This window comes from Vibrio sp. A1-b2, assembly GCF_021726015.1.
Taxonomy (GTDB): Bacteria; Pseudomonadota; Gammaproteobacteria; order Enterobacterales; family Vibrionaceae; genus Vibrio; species Vibrio diazotrophicus.
This window is the reverse complement of record NZ_JAKKCI010000007.1, coordinates 69,747-86,325: the sequence shown is the minus strand read 5'-3', so window position 1 is coordinate 86,325 and position 16,579 is coordinate 69,747. Positions and strand designations below refer to the sequence as shown.

Annotated in this window: 15 protein-coding genes; 9 read left to right on the top strand and 6 right to left on the bottom strand. The window is 39.1% G+C overall.

Features of this window, described 5'->3' with window-relative positions:
* Window positions 1-9 precede the first annotated feature (9 nt).
* From L3V23_RS15320 to rfaD, 6 genes are all read right to left on the bottom strand, one after another.
* Entirely contained in the window at window positions 10-792 is a 783-nt protein-coding gene (locus tag L3V23_RS15320) for a glycosyltransferase (RefSeq protein WP_102966433.1), read from the bottom strand.
* A 60-nt stretch (window positions 793-852) separates the two neighbouring features.
* Complete coding sequence (gene waaF, locus L3V23_RS15315) at window positions 853-1,881, bottom strand: lipopolysaccharide heptosyltransferase II (protein ID WP_102966432.1); 1,029 nt, start codon at window positions 1,879-1,881, stop codon at window positions 853-855.
* A gap of 57 nt (window positions 1,882-1,938) precedes the next feature.
* A complete protein-coding gene (locus tag L3V23_RS15310; protein WP_102966431.1) occupies window positions 1,939-3,708 on the bottom strand; it encodes a polysaccharide deacetylase family protein in 1,770 nt (589 codons plus the stop codon).
* Between the two features lie 29 nt (window positions 3,709-3,737).
* Entirely contained in the window at window positions 3,738-4,571 is an 834-nt protein-coding gene (locus L3V23_RS15305; RefSeq protein ID WP_102966430.1) for a glycosyltransferase, read from the bottom strand.
* Entirely contained in the window at window positions 4,564-5,790 is a 1,227-nt protein-coding gene (locus L3V23_RS15300; protein WP_102966429.1) for an O-antigen ligase family protein, read from the bottom strand. Before L3V23_RS15300 ends, L3V23_RS15305 begins: the two co-directional genes overlap by 8 nt.
* Before the next feature lie 102 nt (window positions 5,791-5,892).
* The gene (gene rfaD, locus L3V23_RS15295; RefSeq protein WP_102966428.1) at window positions 5,893-6,834 is read right to left on the bottom strand and encodes an ADP-glyceromanno-heptose 6-epimerase; all 942 of its coding nucleotides are present in this window, start codon (window positions 6,832-6,834) and stop codon (window positions 5,893-5,895) included.
* Between the two features lie 316 nt (window positions 6,835-7,150).
* On the opposite strand from rfaD, the gene rfbB reads away from it, so the two are divergent.
* From rfbB to L3V23_RS15250, 9 genes are all read left to right on the top strand, one after another.
* Window positions 7,151-8,215: a dTDP-glucose 4,6-dehydratase gene (rfbB, locus tag L3V23_RS15290; protein ID WP_102966427.1), complete on the top strand. Its 1,065-nt coding sequence runs from the start codon at window positions 7,151-7,153 to the stop codon at window positions 8,213-8,215.
* A gap of 3 nt (window positions 8,216-8,218) precedes the next feature.
* On the top strand, window positions 8,219-9,082 hold the full coding sequence (gene rfbA, locus L3V23_RS15285) for a glucose-1-phosphate thymidylyltransferase RfbA (protein WP_102966426.1): 864 nt from the start codon (window positions 8,219-8,221) through the stop codon (window positions 9,080-9,082).
* A 12-nt stretch (window positions 9,083-9,094) separates the two neighbouring features.
* Window positions 9,095-9,967, top strand: a complete 873-nt coding sequence (gene rfbD / locus L3V23_RS15280; protein ID WP_102966425.1) for a dTDP-4-dehydrorhamnose reductase — start codon at window positions 9,095-9,097, stop codon at window positions 9,965-9,967.
* A gap of 6 nt (window positions 9,968-9,973) precedes the next feature.
* Window positions 9,974-10,525 carry a dTDP-4-dehydrorhamnose 3,5-epimerase gene (rfbC, locus tag L3V23_RS15275; protein WP_102966424.1) on the top strand — a complete coding sequence of 184 codons (552 nt, stop codon included), beginning with the start codon at window positions 9,974-9,976 and terminating at the stop codon, window positions 10,523-10,525.
* Between the two features lie 368 nt (window positions 10,526-10,893).
* A complete protein-coding gene (locus L3V23_RS15270; protein WP_102966423.1) occupies window positions 10,894-12,291 on the top strand; it encodes a mannose-1-phosphate guanylyltransferase/mannose-6-phosphate isomerase in 1,398 nt (465 codons plus the stop codon).
* A 2-nt stretch (window positions 12,292-12,293) separates the two neighbouring features.
* Complete coding sequence (cpsG, locus tag L3V23_RS15265; protein ID WP_102966422.1) at window positions 12,294-13,676, top strand: phosphomannomutase CpsG; 1,383 nt, start codon at window positions 12,294-12,296, stop codon at window positions 13,674-13,676.
* On the top strand, window positions 13,676-14,470 hold the full coding sequence (locus L3V23_RS15260) for an ABC transporter permease (protein WP_102966421.1): 795 nt from the start codon (window positions 13,676-13,678) through the stop codon (window positions 14,468-14,470). Before cpsG ends, L3V23_RS15260 begins: the two co-directional genes overlap by 1 nt.
* Window positions 14,470-15,693, top strand: a complete 1,224-nt coding sequence (locus L3V23_RS15255; protein ID WP_102966420.1) for an ABC transporter ATP-binding protein — start codon at window positions 14,470-14,472, stop codon at window positions 15,691-15,693. Before L3V23_RS15260 ends, L3V23_RS15255 begins: the two co-directional genes overlap by 1 nt.
* The gene (locus L3V23_RS15250) at window positions 15,683-16,546 is read left to right on the top strand and encodes a class I SAM-dependent methyltransferase (RefSeq protein WP_102966419.1); all 864 of its coding nucleotides are present in this window, start codon (window positions 15,683-15,685) and stop codon (window positions 16,544-16,546) included. Before L3V23_RS15255 ends, L3V23_RS15250 begins: the two co-directional genes overlap by 11 nt.
* Window positions 16,547-16,579: the final 33 nt, after the last annotated feature.

Below are 16,579 nucleotides of genomic sequence, written 5' to 3'. Positions count from 1 at the left end.
TAGCCTCGATTATTTCTTAATTAGGTCTTCAGACTTCATATGAGTCCACTTACCTCTCGGTTTATCCAAGTATTGAAAGTATTCATTGGTAAATGTGCCCTGAATACAAACATAGCGGCGGCGCTTTGATTGTATAGCTTCATTGGCAAGAACATCATTAAAAACTTTAGGCCCTGTGGTTCCATAAACCCCTTTCTTTGGGTCATAGTTTTCAATGTTATTGACAATTGCATCCATGACTTTCTTAAAGTGCGGATTATTGGGCGCTGTCGCTAAGAAGTAATTTGTAATTTCAGTATCGTTTTTAATCTTTATGTATAAAGCGTCTTTTACTCCGTTAAGCAGTTTGCTTAACGGCCAAACCAGAGTCGCATCGATATCCATATAGATACCACCTTCTTTATACAAGGTGGTCACACGCCATAAATCGGCTTGAGCAGCTCCGTCTGTTAGCTTCAGATAAGCTTCATAGACTTCTTTTGGAGCATTCTCTTTCAAATACCCCTCTCTTGCTTCAGTACTAACGTATCGATAGTCATAACTTAACGACATTAAGCGATTAAACAAATAATTCAGATAGACAGGCAGAGTACTACGGTTGGAGTAGTTTGTTTGCCATATGACTTTAGTGACACCGCTATCATTGGAGCTTTTGAGTTTGGCTGGTGAATATTCTGGGATAGTAAAGCGCACTTTAGGTAGTACAAAGTGAAATGGGTATGACAATACTTTGAATATATTGCCGATTAGTCTAACTGAACGGTTAACAACCATTACTGGTAAGTGACTCATAATGTCCCTTATTAAAAATAATTCTGACGTATTACAGTATTAATGCAGACCATGATATAACTAGCAAAGAAACTTGTTAATAGCACGCATAACGGTTTCAGGTGAAAGCTTATTTAAACAGTCTAAATGTTGCAAAGGACATTCACGCTTAAAGCATGGCCTACAACTGATGTCTGTATGAACGATTTCAACGTTATTTGATAGTGGTGGTGTATATTGAGGAGAGCTAGAACCATATACAGCAACAATATTACATCCTACAGCAGCAGATACGTGCATTAGCCCTGAATCGTTACTTACCACCGTATGGCACGCCGCTAGCATATCTACAGCTTCAATGAGTGATGTTTGGCCTGCTAAGTTTTGGCAGTACTGTTGAAGCTCAGGCGGCAGTTGTTGACGAATAGAATCTGTGACTTCTCTGTCTTTTGCTCCACCAAATAGCCAAACTTGTTGGTCTTTTTCTATAAGTTGATGAGCAATTTTTGCATAGTATTTATCTGGCCAACGTTTAGCTGGGCCAAATTCAGCTCCAGGGCATAAGCCTACAACAGGGCGTTCTAGATCTAGTGAAAGTTTTTCAAGTGTAAGTTGCTGAGCATTTTTATCAACAGTCAATTTTGGTATCGGACAGTGTTCAAGCTTTACCTGTTCAAGCATGGTCTGTTTAGGATAAGCAAGTGCGACATAGCGTTCGACCATGTATTGAAAAACGCGTTTATCTGGTCGTAGGTCATTGATAAGGCCATATCTCATTTCACCTTTCCAACCTGTGCGAGTTGGAACCCCTGTAAACAAAGGGATTAACGCCGATTTTGCTGAATTAGGCAGTATAAAGGCATGGGTATATTTCTGACGTTTTAGTTCTCTGCCTAGCGCCCAGCGTCCTGAGAGGTTAAAAGAGCCGTGGCCGATAGGCATTTCTATCGCTTTATTTACTTCAGGCATGCGCTCAAGTATCGGTTTACACCAAGCAGGAGCGAGCACATCGATCTGTGCCGCAGGGTGCAACTCTCTTAACGTTGTGTATAGGCTTTGTGACATAACCATATCACCAACCCAAGAAGGACCAATAATCAGAATTTTCATAGTGTTTTTCACATTGAATGTATATATGTGGCAGATTAAAAGAGAATAAGTGAACTGCTACTTTTTGACTTTTCTAAAGGTATAATTGCCACGAATTTTACGCCATAAACCAAATACGTCTGTCTTCGGGAATATAGCAATACGGCGAATTTGATACTTATCTTGATGCATAGCTAATGGACCGCTATTAGTCGCAACAGCAAATTGATACCCAGCTTGTTGAGCTATATCCTTAGAACATTGGTTATGGTCACCGTATGGATAGGCAAAAGAGCATAACTTAGTTTGTAGAAGTTCTTCTAGTTCTTGTTTGTTAGTTTCTATTTGTGTTCTCTGCTCTGCCTCTGAAAGTGTGCTCAGTCGAGGATGCGTCATCGTATGGCCACCTATCTCGACCAAACCTGAACTGTGCAGCTCTTTCAGTTGTTCAGCAGACATTAGTGGAACGGACTTCTCTGGATTCTCTGGTACTTCAACATCCCAGCGATTGAAATTTTCTCCCGTCACAACATAGATGACCGCTTTAAAGTGATATTTTTTAAGCAGTGGCAGTAATAGTTCGTGGTTGTCTTTATAGCCATCATCGACAGTGAGAATGATGTAGCGCTTTCCATACTCGAGTCTATGGATGAGTCTTTTATCCGCTAAGTCACTAAAAGTCAGAGTTTCAAATCCCATTCGCTTTAGTAACTTGAAGTGTTTCTCAAGCATATCCACATGCATGTAAGTACCATGAACGCCTTTTTCACTCTCATCTCGAATAAATCGATGATACATTATCACAGGCATTTCACGCTGGAGCTTCTCAACATAAACGGTTTGATAAGTATCTTCTAGATGATCAACAACCTTTGCGAGGTCGTAGTTGTCTTGGATAAGTTGGTTAACTTCAGTTTCACAATGTTTGGTCTTTAAAGCCGCTTCAACAATGTCTGCTATTTGGCTGAAATCAATATCAAGGTCTTTAGAACCAATATCGCCAAAGTTAGTAGCCATAGCCTGATGAATATTGTTGCTATCAACGAGTCCAATACAGCTGGCTTCACCAATAGCTAAAGTAGGTCTGCCACATAATAAAGCTTCCATCGCTACTCGCCCAGCGCCAATGACTAAGTCGGATTGAGCCATAACTTGTTGAACATCATTGGTATAACCAGGAAAAGTGACTTTTGACGTGAACGGAGTAAAACGATCGGTCACTTCTGAACCTGTAATAACACGCACATCGTATTTCTCAGTGTCTAAGCAATCTTGGAGAAGCTTGTAGCATAAATCACCTTTTGGACCAGTTAGACGCCCAATAATTGTGATGATAGGTTTAGTATTTTCGGGCGCATCCTGCCATTTGAAATACGATGTTTGTATGCCATTACGACTTATCACCATTTCATCAAGTGGTACGGTTAGGTCTTTATGGAGTTGATCTCTTATTGCTTCGCATACTGGAAGCGTTTTATCGCCCATTGCATGAAATTTTTTGCGCGAGGCGTGAACTGGTTGTCGACCGTGAACGGTTGTGACCATTGGCGTGCCTGTGATTTTACAAGCGATGTGACAACTCCAACTGGAAGCTCTGGAATGTGCGTGAATCAGTTGAATATTGTTTTTCCTAATTAGATAAACAAGGTAAGCGACGTGCCAGAACCTGCGAGGAATACTACGTTTGTTGAATCGTAAAGAGAAAAATGGCCCAAGATGAGGTTTAGTTAAAGTATCACTCACATAGACAACATTATGCCCACGTTTGGTTAGTTCATCTCCAACTGTTGTGGCATACACTTCTGCCCCTGTTACTTCTAACTGGGAAAGAGCCATTAAAATATTCATAGTGTGCTCATCAAGTCTTTTATAAAGTGCTAGTCTACGCTACCCGCCTGATGATAACCATCAAGAGCAACGATGTGATTTCCTTCGCGAGTCTGTCTGAATAATTCTTCCGCTTTTTCTAAACGAGGAAGCTCAGTGTGGATCACATGTAGAACAATAGCTTGATAGAATAAATTTTTTATCTGCTTACCCTGCTTGACTAGACGATACTCAATGTCAGTATCTTCTCCAATACTTGGTATGTCGTAACGGTTATCAAAGCCATTTACCGATAAGAAATCTTCTTTATGAAGAGAGAAGTTACAACCAACAATACCTTTTTTCTTTGTGTTGAGCTTTTTTAGCAAAAAAGGGTGGGTGATGCGAATCCCTTTCTCCACATTCTTGCCGTGACCAAGTAAATAAAGGCTAAAAATTTTTAATTTATTGCGGTTGAAAAACTTATCAGGGGATGCGCTAGTGTAAAGACGTTCCTTAAACTGTATTGCTAAGTCGACTCGACGGCCATTTAGGATTGAGTTTGGCTGATTATTGGATAAATGATCGGCAACAAAGTGACTTTGCGGTATGCAATCACCGTCAATAAAAATGAGGTAATCGCTACTACTATGACTTACTGCTTTGTTTAATATGCGATTTTTTCTAAATCCGATGTCCTTTTGCCATATATGAGTGACAGGCTTTGAAGCGTCCGAGATGAGTTGTTTCACTTTAGCCACGTTTTCTTCACGTGATCCGTCATCGGCAATTATAATCTCAAAGTTCTCTTTTTGATTATCTAGTGCCTTGATGATACAAGCCAATGAATCCACATTATTGTAAAATGATACGATGACTGAAGCATCGTACTGATATTTATTCATTTTGTTTTAGTTCCACATTAACCCGTGCATAGCATAAAGCGACCAAGGAAAAGAATATGGTCGTTTGGTATTCCAGCCCGCTAGTATAGAAGACAGAGGTTATTCCGTACGTTATGACTAAGCAAATACCGGAGTATGCCCATGCACTTACATGATCTTTATGCATCAGAAAGAATTTTAGCATCAACACTAAAATAACCATGTAGGCTAAAGCGTATATTGCCCCGATTTTGACTGACAAATCTAAGTATGTATTGTGTAAATCCTTAAACGAAATTTCTCCATTTGCTTGTTCGATCATCTTTTTAACATTTGTCGACTGGTCTAAGAACAGCAGATACTTAGATTCAAAGTGTTCAATACCGACGCCGAAAAAAAACTCACTGGGCTTATTGGCTAAGTTGTATTTAGCAAAGTTAAAACCATTCTGCCACATAACAAGTCGTGCATTATTCGAATTATTGTGATTCAAATCAGCAATGCTGGAGATGCGCTGATGAACGGCTTCTATTGGTGGAAAAGATTTACCGACATAAAAAATTGCTGAAAAGCTTAGAGCGATGGTGATAAACGCTTTGGGAGAACGCAATAGAAGATATAACGTGCTGGTGATGGTAATAGCTAAAAGAGGCCCTCGACCTCCGGATATGACTAATGCTATTAAACAACAGACTGATAAAATTATGTAAAATAAGCGTTTGCCTTTGGTGACGCTATTGCGGTACTCAAAGATCAAAGGTAATAAAATAGCTAAGCTGTATCCAAGACATTCCGCCCACCGGCCTACATCCCAAAAACTGGTAATTCTTTGTCCATGCCATTCGGAGACAAGAGCTAATTCATAAAAAGCATTTCCCAGTCCGACCAGTAATCCTGCGATAAGGCTTACTTGTGCCCACTGAAGGTTATTGGTCTTTCGTAGCTGAAAGAAAAGGATGGGAAATACCAATAAAATGCTCGCTTTACGAAAGTAAGTAATAGTGTCCTTCGCATCCATTGACAGTGTTGAAGCAATACCAAGGCAGAATAAGCCTATAAATCCCCATAAAAGGCGATTCCGAGATACTAGTTCTCTAAAACTTTTGTTACTAGCGAAGGAATAGAATTGAATTAGCAGCAATAAACTTAAGCCAATGTAGATACCTGCTTTTGATATAAAAAGAGAGAAAAATAATAAGCAGAGAGAAGTTATTTCTATTTTGGTAAGCAATTTTGGCATGGAAAAACTTAAATATGAGTGAGGTAGAATGCTCAATTCGAGCCTGCAATTATCTTGAAATGCATCTACCCTAGGCCGGGTAGATGCAAGCTTTTAAAAAGGTTATTTATTGATAATACTCATGTACTCAGCCACACCTTCAGCCACAGTCTTAAATTGGTGGTCACAACCTACGGCACGTAGTTTTGTTAAGTCAGCTTGTGTAAATTCTTGATATGCGCCTTTCAAGTGGTCGGGGAATGGGATGGTTTCCACTTCACCTTTACCATGGAACTTTATAACTGCTTTAGCTACTTCATTGAATGATTCTGCATTCCCTGTGCCTAGGTTAAAAATACCTGACTTACCATGCTTCATAAACCACAGGTTTACTGCTGCAACGTCGCCTACATAAACAAAATCGCGTTTAAAATGCTCACTACCAGCAAACAATTTAGGGTTTTCACCAGCGTTCATTTGATTATTTAAATGAAATGCAACAGATGCCATTGAACCTTTGTGTTGTTCACGAGGGCCATAAACATTGAAGTAGCGGAAACCCGTCACTTGAGAAAGCTTCTCACCATGTGCTTCCGCATCTGCCAAAAGTTTTCGAACATAATTATCAAACTGTTGCTTTGAATAGCCGTAAACGTTTAATGCACCTTCATATTGTGGTTCTTCAATAAAAGTATCAGTTTCACCATAAGTTGCCGCTGAAGAAGCGTAAAGGAAAGGGATCTCCCGATCTAAGCAGTAATGCAACAACTCCTTAGAGTACTCATAGTTGTTGAGCATCATATATTTACCGTCCCACTCAGTTGTGGCAGAACAGGCTCCTTCATGGAAAATCGCTTCGATAGGACCGAAATCGTCTCCAGCCATAATTTGTGTCAGGAAATCATCGCGATCCATGTAATCGGTAATATCCAGATCGACTAGATTTTGGAACTTACGGCCATTTTTTAAATGATCAACGACCAGAATGTCGTTAATACCTTGGTCGTTAAGTGCTTTAACGATATTGCTACCAATCATGCCGGCACCGCCAGTTACGATGATCATAGATAAATCCTCAATACAAATTAGCTTTATGGGGCTCTGCCCAAAGATGAAACCAGTATATCACGCTTGTTTCATGCGTCACCCCTGACTGAACGGGATCCAAGAAAATCTTGTAGGGTCTTTTGATTAGAAATGATCGATCTAGGTTCGTTCTCGTGTGCCGTAGTCCGAGTGTAAGAATGCTCTTTTAAGAGGCGTTACTCTCCACAAAACTAATAAGTACTATCGCACATGGCTACATCTTGGTTTAAACTCTGGGCTAGATTTATTCCATTCCAGATAGCGCGAGCTATATTTTTGCTATAGGCAGAGTTTGATGAAAATATTAGTAACTGGTGGGGCTGGCTTTATTGGCTCTGCAGTCATCCGACATATTATTAACGATACTCAAGATTCAGTAATCAACGTTGACAAATTAACTTATGCTGGCAACTTGGAGTCATTGGATTCTATTTCTAGAAACGATCGTTATGTTTTTGAACAAGTAGATATTTGTGATCGACTAGCGTTAGACCGTGTTTTCGCTGTTCATAAGCCTGATGCTGTGATGCATTTAGCTGCAGAATCTCATGTTGACCGTTCTATTGATGGTCCTGCTGCGTTCATTGAAACCAATATTGTTGGTACTTATATCCTACTTGAAGCTGCCCGTAGCTACTGGAACAAAATGGATAGCGATAAGAAGTCTGCTTTCCGCTTCCATCATATTTCAACCGATGAGGTGTATGGTGACTTAGAAGGGACGGATGACTTGTTTATCGAAGAAACCTCTTATGAACCTTCTTCTCCTTATTCAGCGTCAAAAGCATCAAGTGATCACTTAGTTCGTGCTTGGTTGCGTACCTATGGTTTGCCAACGATCGTAACAAATTGCTCAAACAACTATGGTCCTTTCCATTTTCCAGAAAAACTTATCCCACTCATGATCCTTAATGCACTAGACGGTAAACTTCTGCCAGTTTATGGAGATGGTATGCAAATCCGTGATTGGCTATTCGTGGAAGATCACGCTCGTGCACTATACAAAGTGGTTACTGAAGGGAAAGTCGGTGAAACCTATAACATCGGCGGCCATAACGAGAAAGCAAACATTGAAGTGGTGAAAACCATTTGCACGCTATTGGAAGAGTTAGTGCCTACTAAACCTCAAGGTGTTGCTCAATACCTCGATTTAATCACTTACGTAAAAGACCGCCCGGGGCACGATGTTCGTTATGCCATTGACGCGGCGAAGATTGAACGTGAACTGGGGTGGAAACCTCAAGAAACGTTCGAATCAGGTATTCGGAAAACTGTTGAGTGGTATCTCAATAATAAAGAGTGGTGGAGCCGTGTATTGGATGGTTCATACAGCCGTGAGCGCCTAGGTGGTGGAGAATAACCAATGAAAGGAATTATTCTTGCTGGTGGTTCTGGTACTCGGTTATATCCGATCACACGCGGCGTTTCTAAGCAACTGCTTCCTGTTTATGATAAACCGATGATTTATTATCCTCTTTCAGCACTCATGTTAGCCGGCATTAAAGATATTTTAATTATTACAACTCCAGAAGATAACGAAAGCTTTAAACGCCTTTTGGGTGATGGTTGTGATTTTGGTATCAATTTGCAATATGCCATTCAAGCAAGCCCAGACGGGCTAGCACAAGCATTCCTTATCGGTGAAGAATTTATTGGTAATGATTCTGTATGCTTGGTACTGGGTGACAACATTTTCTATGGTCAGTCTTTTAGTAAAACACTGAAAAGTGCAGCTTCGCGTGAGAATGGTGCAACAGTATTCGGCTACCAAGTTAAAGATCCAGAGCGTTTTGGTGTGGTTGAGTTCGACCATGACATGAAAGCTATCTCTATCGAAGAAAAGCCAGTTCAACCTAAATCCAACTACGCTGTGACTGGTTTGTATTTCTATGACAAACGCGTTGTTGAGTTTGCTAAGCAGGTTAAACCTTCTGCTCGTGGTGAGCTAGAAATTACCACCATTAATGAAATTTACCTTAACGATGGGTCGTTGAATGTTGAATTATTGGGACGTGGTTTTGCTTGGTTAGATACTGGTACGCATGAAAGTTTGCATGAAGCGTCATCGTTTGTGCAAACCATTGAACACGTACAAGGTTTAAAAGTGGCGTGTTTAGAAGAAATTGCATGGCGAAATGGCTGGTTAACGGATGAGCAAATTAAAGCCATTGCTAAACCTATGTTAAAAAATGCTTATGGTCAGTACTTAGACTCTTTGATTAAATAACTAAGGTCAATAATGAGAATTTTAATCACAGGATGTAATGGGCAAGTCGGTCATTGCCTTACTGAGCGCCTGAAAAATAAAGCTAATGTTCTAGCCCTAGACTACGAAGGGCTAGATATCACTAACCAACAAGCTGTAATAAAAACAGTTACAGACTTTAAGCCGAATTACATCATTAATGCCGCGGCGCATACAGCAGTAGATAGAGCTGAACAAGAGGTTGAGCTTTCTAATGCTATTAACTGTACTGGCCCTCAATACTTAGCTGTTGCAGCACAAGAAATTAACGCTGTTATGCTTCATATTTCAACTGACTATGTGTTTGACGGCGAAAGTAAGCAACCTTATGCGGAAACAGATATAACGGCTCCTCAAGGTGTTTATGGCCAAACTAAATTGGCAGGTGAGTTGGCAGTTGCACAGTGCTGCGAGAAGCATCTTATCTTACGCACTGCTTGGGTGTTTGGCGAACATGGCAATAACTTTGTTAAGACTATGCTTCGTCTTGCTCAAACAAGAGAACATCTTAGTATTGTGAATGATCAATTCGGAGGGCCAACTTATGCTGGCGATATTGCTGAAGCCTTGATAACTATGGTTGAAGCTATTGAGCAAGGGCTTCAACCTGAGTGGGGGGTATATCATTTCACTGGCATGCCTTATGTAAGCTGGTATGGGTTTGCAGCGAAGATTTTTGAGTTAGCCGTAAAGAAAGGTGTATTAGAAAATCAGCCTCAACTAGGTTCCATTCCAACTTCTGACTACCCAACACCAGCAAAGCGTCCCGCAAACTCTCGGCTAGATTGTGGCAAAATTGGCCGTCAATTTGGTATAGAGCCAAGTAATTGGATGGTAGCTTTAGAAAATATTCAATCTTATAAGTAGTGCACGATGAAAGTTATTGATACATACATTCCAGACGTGAAAATTATTGAACCTACCGTATTTGGTGACGAACGTGGCTTTTTTATGGAAACTTGGAATCAAAAGCGGTTTGAAGAGATGGTAACTGGCAAGCCGACGTCTTTTGTTCAAGATAATCATTCCAAATCGAGAAAAGGAATTTTAAGAGGGTTGCATTACCAAACAGAAAACACTCAAGGAAAGTTAGTAAGAGTTATATCTGGTGAAGTGTTTGATGTGGCGGTGGATATTCGTGAAGACTCTCCAACTTGTGGGAAGTGGGTAGGAGAATATTTGTCCGCTGAAAATAAAAGGCAATTGTGGGTCCCAGAAGGCTTTGCGCACGGTTTTTATGTCACGAGCGAAGAGGCTGAGTTCGTTTATAAATGCACAGACTTTTATAACCCAAATGCTGAGCATTCTATAGTCTGGAATGATCCGGATTTAGCGATTAGTTGGCCACTTGATTTAGGTGGGCAACCAAGACTGGCAGATAAAGATCTCAACGGAGAGTCGTTTTACAGTGCTGTGAAGCTATAGTTCTATACAAGAAAAATACACGGCAAAGGTAAAAACGGTAGTCATAAAAACTACGGTTTTAAGATGTTTTTACATAGTACAAAGGCTAGAAGCTCAATGTGAAGTAGTCTCCAGCTTCATGAGAGCGTTAGCGAGCAGTACCTGCTTACCAGTCGCAACTTCACTGATTTTGGTTTACACTCTCCGCACTAAAAAATGCATACATTAAAGAGCATTAGAAAAAATTACGCATTTAGGGGCGATACCTAAGGGCGGTAGCATTGCTAAATGTTTTAAAGTTATAAAATTATATAAAAACGACTAGCTTTCATTGGGTGCTACTACCAAGCATTGAATTCAATATTTGTTTATAACTCAAAGATAATTATATGTTTATTCCTGTAATCATGGCTGGTGGATCCGGTTCAAGGCTTTGGCCTCTCTCTCGCTCTGCTTTTCCTAAGCAGTTTTTGTCACTAGACAATCAACATTCACTCACAATGCTTCAATCAACCATAGAGCGCTTGGATGGCTTGCAAGTAGCAGAACCAATCATTATTTCAAATGAAGATCACCGTTTTATCGTTGCTGAACAAATTCGTAGTTATGGAAAAAAGTCGCGAATTATTCTTGAACCTGCAGGAAGAAATACAGCTCCAGCCATAGCTTTATCGGCTTTGACAGCAATACAGCAGGGCGATGATCCTATACTGCTCGTTTTAGCTGCCGATCACTTTGTAAAAAATAAAGCAGCATTCCAATCGGCAATTATTCAGGCCGCACATCAAGCAGAGGCTGGTAAGCTCGCTACTTTTGGTATTGTTCCTACAGCTCCTGAAACAGGATATGGCTATATTCATCGTGGGGAAGAAGTGACATCCGGGACTTATGGAATCAATGCATTTGTCGAAAAGCCCCAGATGGAAGTCGCCGAAAAGTATCTGGCCAGTGGTGAGTACTATTGGAACAGCGGCTGTTTTATGTTTAAAGCCTCGGTTTTCCTAAATGAACTGAAACAGCATTCGCCAGATATTTACCGACAATGTGAATTGGCAATGGAAGGTATAACTCATGACTTTGACTTTATCCGAGTTGGAGTCGATGCATTCCTAAAGTGTCCTGATGATTCCGTCGACTATGCAGTAATGGAGCACACTAAGCTAGGTGTTGTTGTTCCTATGGATGCAGGTTGGAGTGATGTGGGTTCTTGGTCTGCTTTGTGGGATGTATCTGATAAAGATGAACACGGTAATGTATGTCAAGGTGATGCAATTTTAAATGGTACTTCTGACTGCTACATCTATGCGCCAAATAAACTAGTCGCTGCTGTTGGTTTGAAAGATATCGTGGTAGTAGAGACTAAAGATGCTGTGCTAGTTGCAGACAAAAATCAGGTGCAAGAAGTAAAGAAAATTGTCGAGCATTTGAAAGCAGAGAACCGTGCTGAGTATAGAGAGCACCGTGAAAGCTATCGCCCTTGGGGTAAATCAGATGCGATAGATAAAGGTGACCGCTATAAAGTAAACCGCATTACGGTTGAACCAGGTAAAAAACAGTCACTACAGATGCATTTTCATAGAGCTGAACACTGGGTGGTTGTGTCAGGTACGGCAAAAGTAACTTTTGATAATTCAGTGAAAGTTATCACCGAAAACCAATCATTGTATATTCCAGTTGGAATGAACCACATGATTGAAAACCCAGGGAAAATCCCACTAGAACTGATTGAAATTCAATCCGGTTCATACCTAAACGAAGATGATGTAGTACGTTTCGAGGATAAATAATCATGAAAGAATTAACGTGTTTTAAAGCTTATGATATTCGTGGGCAATTAGGTACTGAACTCGATAACGATATTTCATACAGAATTGGTCGCGCGTATGGACAGTTTTTAAAAAGCGAAAATGACGCAGATAAAACAGTTGTCGTTGGTGGTGATGTCCGCTTAACCAGTGAAGAGTTAAAACAAGCGCTAGCTAATGGCTTAATGGATGCAGGTGTAAACGTTATTGATATTGGCATTACTGGTACCGAAGAGATCTATTTTGCAACCTTCCATCTTGGTGTTGATGGCGGTATCGAAGTAACCGCAAGCCACAACCCAATGGATTACAATGGTATGAAGCTGGTCCGTGAAGGCTCAAAACCTATTAGTGGTGATACTGGTTTACGCGAAATTCAAGCTTTGGCTGAAAAGAATGAGTTTGTGGACGTTGAAGTAAAAGGTAACTACAAAAAAGTATCTTTACTTCAAGAATATGTAGATCACTTAGTGAGCTATATTACGCCAGCAAATATAAAGCCCATGAAGCTTGTTATTAATTCAGGTAACGGAGCTGCAGGTCACGTGATTGATGAGCTGGAAAAACGTTTTGTTGAACTGAATATCCCGCTAGAAATTATTAAGGTTCACCACGAAGAAGATGGTAACTTCCCGAATGGAATTCCTAACCCTCTATTACCAGAGTGCAGAGCAGATACAGCCAATGCAGTAAAAGAACACAAAGCTGATATGGGAATAGCATTTGATGGTGACTTTGACCGCTGTTTCCTATTCGATGAAAAAGGTGACTTTATTGAAGGTTACTACATCGTAGGTTTATTGGCAGAAGCGTTCTTACAGAAAGAACAAGGTGCTAAAATCATTCATGACCCACGCTTAAGCTGGAACACTATTGATGTCGTGACTAAGGCGGGCGGTGTGCCTGTAATGTCTAAAACCGGACATGCATTCATTAAAGAGCGTATGCGCAAAGAAGACGCTATCTACGGTGGTGAAATGAGTGCCCACCACTACTTCCGTGATTTTGCTTATTGTGATTCGGGTATGATTCCTTGGTTGCTAGTCGCAGAATTACTGTCAGTGAAAAGCATGAAGCTTTCAGAAACGGTATCGGAACGTATTGCAGCTTACCCTTCTTCTGGTGAGATAAACTCCAAGCTAGAGAATCCGAAAGGAGCAATTGGGCGAGTTTTAGATGCATACAAAACTGAAGCTCTTATTTTTGATGAAACAGATGGTATTAGTTTGGAGTTTACAGATTGGCGTTTCAATTTGCGTTCTTCTAATACTGAGCCTGTTGTTAGGTTAAATGTAGAGTCTAGGAGAAACAAAACTCTGATGAACAACAAAACGGATGATATATTAGAGCTGCTGAGAGAAGAATAATGAGTTCGCTGTTACTAGCTATTTATAATTATAGAGGGTTTATTCTTGGTAGCATTAAGCGAGACTTTCAGTCTCGCTATCAAAGAAGTATGCTTGGTGCCGCATGGCTAGTATTGCAGCCATTGGTTATGATCTTAGTATATACCCTAATTTTCTCTCAAGTAATGAAAGCCCGTTTACCAGAAAGTTCTGGGACTTATATGTATAGTATATATCTTTGCTCTGGAATTATTACTTGGGGATTATTTAGTGAGATATTATCTAAAACGAAAAATGTATTTATCGATAATGCGAATTTGATAAAGAAATTAAGATTTCCGAAAATATGTCTTCCAATAATTATAGTATTAACAGCTTTGATTAACTTTCTAATCATATTCGCTATTTTTATTTTTTTCTTAACTGTTACCGGAAACTTCCCTGGAATAGTAATAATAAATTTTTTGCTAATATTGATCTTGCAAATTATTTTAACCATAGGGGTTGGAATGATTTTAGGTGTGCTAAATGTGTTTTTTAGGGATGTGGGACAGTTGGTAGATGTTACATTACAAGTTTTGTTTTGGGCGACACCAATTGTGTATACAATAAGTATTATACCTAGCTGGGCCAAATTTTGGATAATGTTAAACCCGGTAGCACGTTTAATATCCGCTTATCAAACTATTTTTGTCTATCATCAGTCACCTGACTGGTGGTCATTATTTCCAGTATTAATAGTTTCTATAATCTGCTGCATTATTGGTATGCATTTATTTCGCAAGCACTCGGCTGATATGGTTGATGAATTATAATGGGTAATATAGTTGTAACTGGTGTAGGTAAGGCATATAAGCAATATGCATCAAAATTTGGCCGACTCAAAGAGTGGTTAATGCCATATAGTAAAACTAGGCATACGCTAAAGTGGATTCTAAAAGATATTAGTTTTTCTGTTTCTCCTGGGGAAGCAATAGGTATTATTGGTGTTAATGGTGCTGGTAAAAGTACCTTATTAAAGTTGATTACAGGTACGGCATACCCTACGAAAGGCACTATCAATATGACTGGCCGAGTTTCCGCTCTCCTAGAGCTAGGTATGGGCTTTCATCCAGACTTTACGGGACGGCAAAACGCTTTTATGGCTGGTCAACTATTAGGTATTAGTCGTAATAAAATAATTGAACTATTGCCTGAAATTGAAGAGTTTTCAGAGATAGGGGATTACATAGATCAACCAGTCAGGATGTATTCTAGTGGGATGCAGGTTAGGTTGGCATTTAGTGTCGCGACAGCGATAAGACCTGATATTTTAATTGTTGATGAAGCACTATCTGTTGGTGATACTTACTTTCAACACAAGAGTTTTGAACGAATTAAGTCATTTTGTGAACAAGGTACAACTTTACTACTAGTGTCACATGATAAAGCGGCAATTCAATCTATATGTAACAGAGCAATATTAATTTCAGAAGGTGTAATAAAAAAAGAAGGTAAGCCGGATGAAGTGATGGATTACTATAATGCACTTTTATCAGATAACTCTAGTGTTCAATTTAAATCGTTGGATAATGGATATAATCAAACTGTATCTGGAACCAAAGAAGCGATTATTAATAAAGTCGCTCTATATGGTGTTAATAATAAAAGCGTTCAAGTTATATCAACAGGGGAAAAAGTAAAATTAAAAGTTGAAGTTTTGATTAATGAGGATATTGATAACTTAGTTCTAGGGTATGTTATAAAAAACAAATTGGGCCTTGATATATTTGGTACTAATACATTTAAACATGACAAGGTAGAGAAGTTTTTAAAAAAGGGACAAATTATTAATTATACCTTTGAATTTGATGCGAACTTAGGTGAAGGTAGTTACTCCATTTCTCTAGCCTTACATGCCGATGATAAGCATGTAAACAGAAACTATCAGTGGCTTGATTTAGCTCTTGTTTTTACTGTTATCAATTCGAAAGAAGAGCACTTCATTGGTGTATCTTGGTTACCACCTACAATAGAAGTAAGTAAGTATGGACAATGATTTTTATAGAGCATTCGAAGATCGGTTTAGAGGTAGTAGAGATGAGATAAAAAAACGTCTCGAATGTTATAAACCGTATCTAAAATTCATTAAAAATTATAATGATAATTCTCCACTTGCTATAGATATAGGTTGTGGTAGAGGAGAGTGGTTGGAAATATTATCAAGTTTTAATATAAAAGGAACTGGAATAGATCTTGACTCCGGAATGCTTAAGGCCTGTACAGAAATGAATCTAGATGTACTAGAAGGTGATGGAATTTCCTATCTTAAAAATATAGAAAGTGATTCAATTTCAATTGTATCAGCATTCCATGTCATCGAGCACATAAGTTTTGAGCAATTAACAGAATTAGTTAATGAAGCATTTAGGGTTTTAAAACGAGGTGGGCTATTAATCTTAGAAACGCCTAATCCAGAGAATATTATTGTTGGCATTAATAATTTTTATTTAGACCCAACACATGAAAAACCTATTCCTCATCAATTTTTAAAGTTTTTCACCAAATACCACGGTTTTAGTCAATCTGTTGCTATTGGTGTAAACGGTAACTCTGAAGAGGCGATTTCGTCTTATGATTTAATCTCAGGTGTTAGTCCTGATTATGCCATCATATCCATGAAAGAGAGTGATGAGAAAAGTGAAAAAAATTTTCGTAATATATCAAGGATTGGTAGCCTAACTTTACATGAGCATTGTGAAAAGTTTGATCAGCGCTATAAGGCTATTTATTCTGATATGGATGAGAAAATAGTTCTTTTGTCAGAAATTATCAGCAATAGCATTGTTTTTAGAATTGAAAGAAAGATTTTAAATGTTATTTTTGGATTGAAATCAAAAATATTTAAATAGAGTTGTTTTTGTTTTGTTTTGTTTGGGTTTGAT

Excerpts from the sequence above, each read along its gene's own strand:
- L3V23_RS15320 (WP_102966433.1), bottom strand. The coding sequence starts at position 792 with ATGAGTCACTTACCAGTAATGGTTGTTAACCGTTCAGTTAGACTAATC.
- waaF (WP_102966432.1), bottom strand. The coding sequence starts at position 1,881 with ATGAAAATTCTGATTATTGGTCCTTCTTGGGTTGGTGATATGGTTATG.
- L3V23_RS15310 (WP_102966431.1), bottom strand. The coding sequence starts at position 3,708 with ATGAATATTTTAATGGCTCTTTCCCAGTTAGAAGTAACAGGGGCAGAA.
- L3V23_RS15305 (WP_102966430.1), bottom strand. The coding sequence starts at position 4,571 with ATGAATAAATATCAGTACGATGCTTCAGTCATCGTATCATTTTACAAT.
- L3V23_RS15300 (WP_102966429.1), bottom strand. The coding sequence starts at position 5,790 with ATGCCAAAATTGCTTACCAAAATAGAAATAACTTCTCTCTGCTTATTA.
- rfaD (WP_102966428.1), bottom strand. The coding sequence starts at position 6,834 with ATGATCATCGTAACTGGCGGTGCCGGCATGATTGGTAGCAATATCGTT.
- rfbB (WP_102966427.1), top strand. The coding sequence starts at position 7,151 with ATGAAAATATTAGTAACTGGTGGGGCTGGCTTTATTGGCTCTGCAGTC.
- rfbA (WP_102966426.1), top strand. The coding sequence starts at position 8,219 with ATGAAAGGAATTATTCTTGCTGGTGGTTCTGGTACTCGGTTATATCCG.
- rfbD (WP_102966425.1), top strand. The coding sequence starts at position 9,095 with ATGAGAATTTTAATCACAGGATGTAATGGGCAAGTCGGTCATTGCCTT.
- rfbC (WP_102966424.1), top strand. The coding sequence starts at position 9,974 with ATGAAAGTTATTGATACATACATTCCAGACGTGAAAATTATTGAACCT.
- L3V23_RS15270 (WP_102966423.1), top strand. The coding sequence starts at position 10,894 with ATGTTTATTCCTGTAATCATGGCTGGTGGATCCGGTTCAAGGCTTTGG.
- cpsG (WP_102966422.1), top strand. The coding sequence starts at position 12,294 with ATGAAAGAATTAACGTGTTTTAAAGCTTATGATATTCGTGGGCAATTA.
- L3V23_RS15260 (WP_102966421.1), top strand. The coding sequence starts at position 13,676 with ATGAGTTCGCTGTTACTAGCTATTTATAATTATAGAGGGTTTATTCTT.
- L3V23_RS15255 (WP_102966420.1), top strand. The coding sequence starts at position 14,470 with ATGGGTAATATAGTTGTAACTGGTGTAGGTAAGGCATATAAGCAATAT.
- L3V23_RS15250 (WP_102966419.1), top strand. The coding sequence starts at position 15,683 with ATGGACAATGATTTTTATAGAGCATTCGAAGATCGGTTTAGAGGTAGT.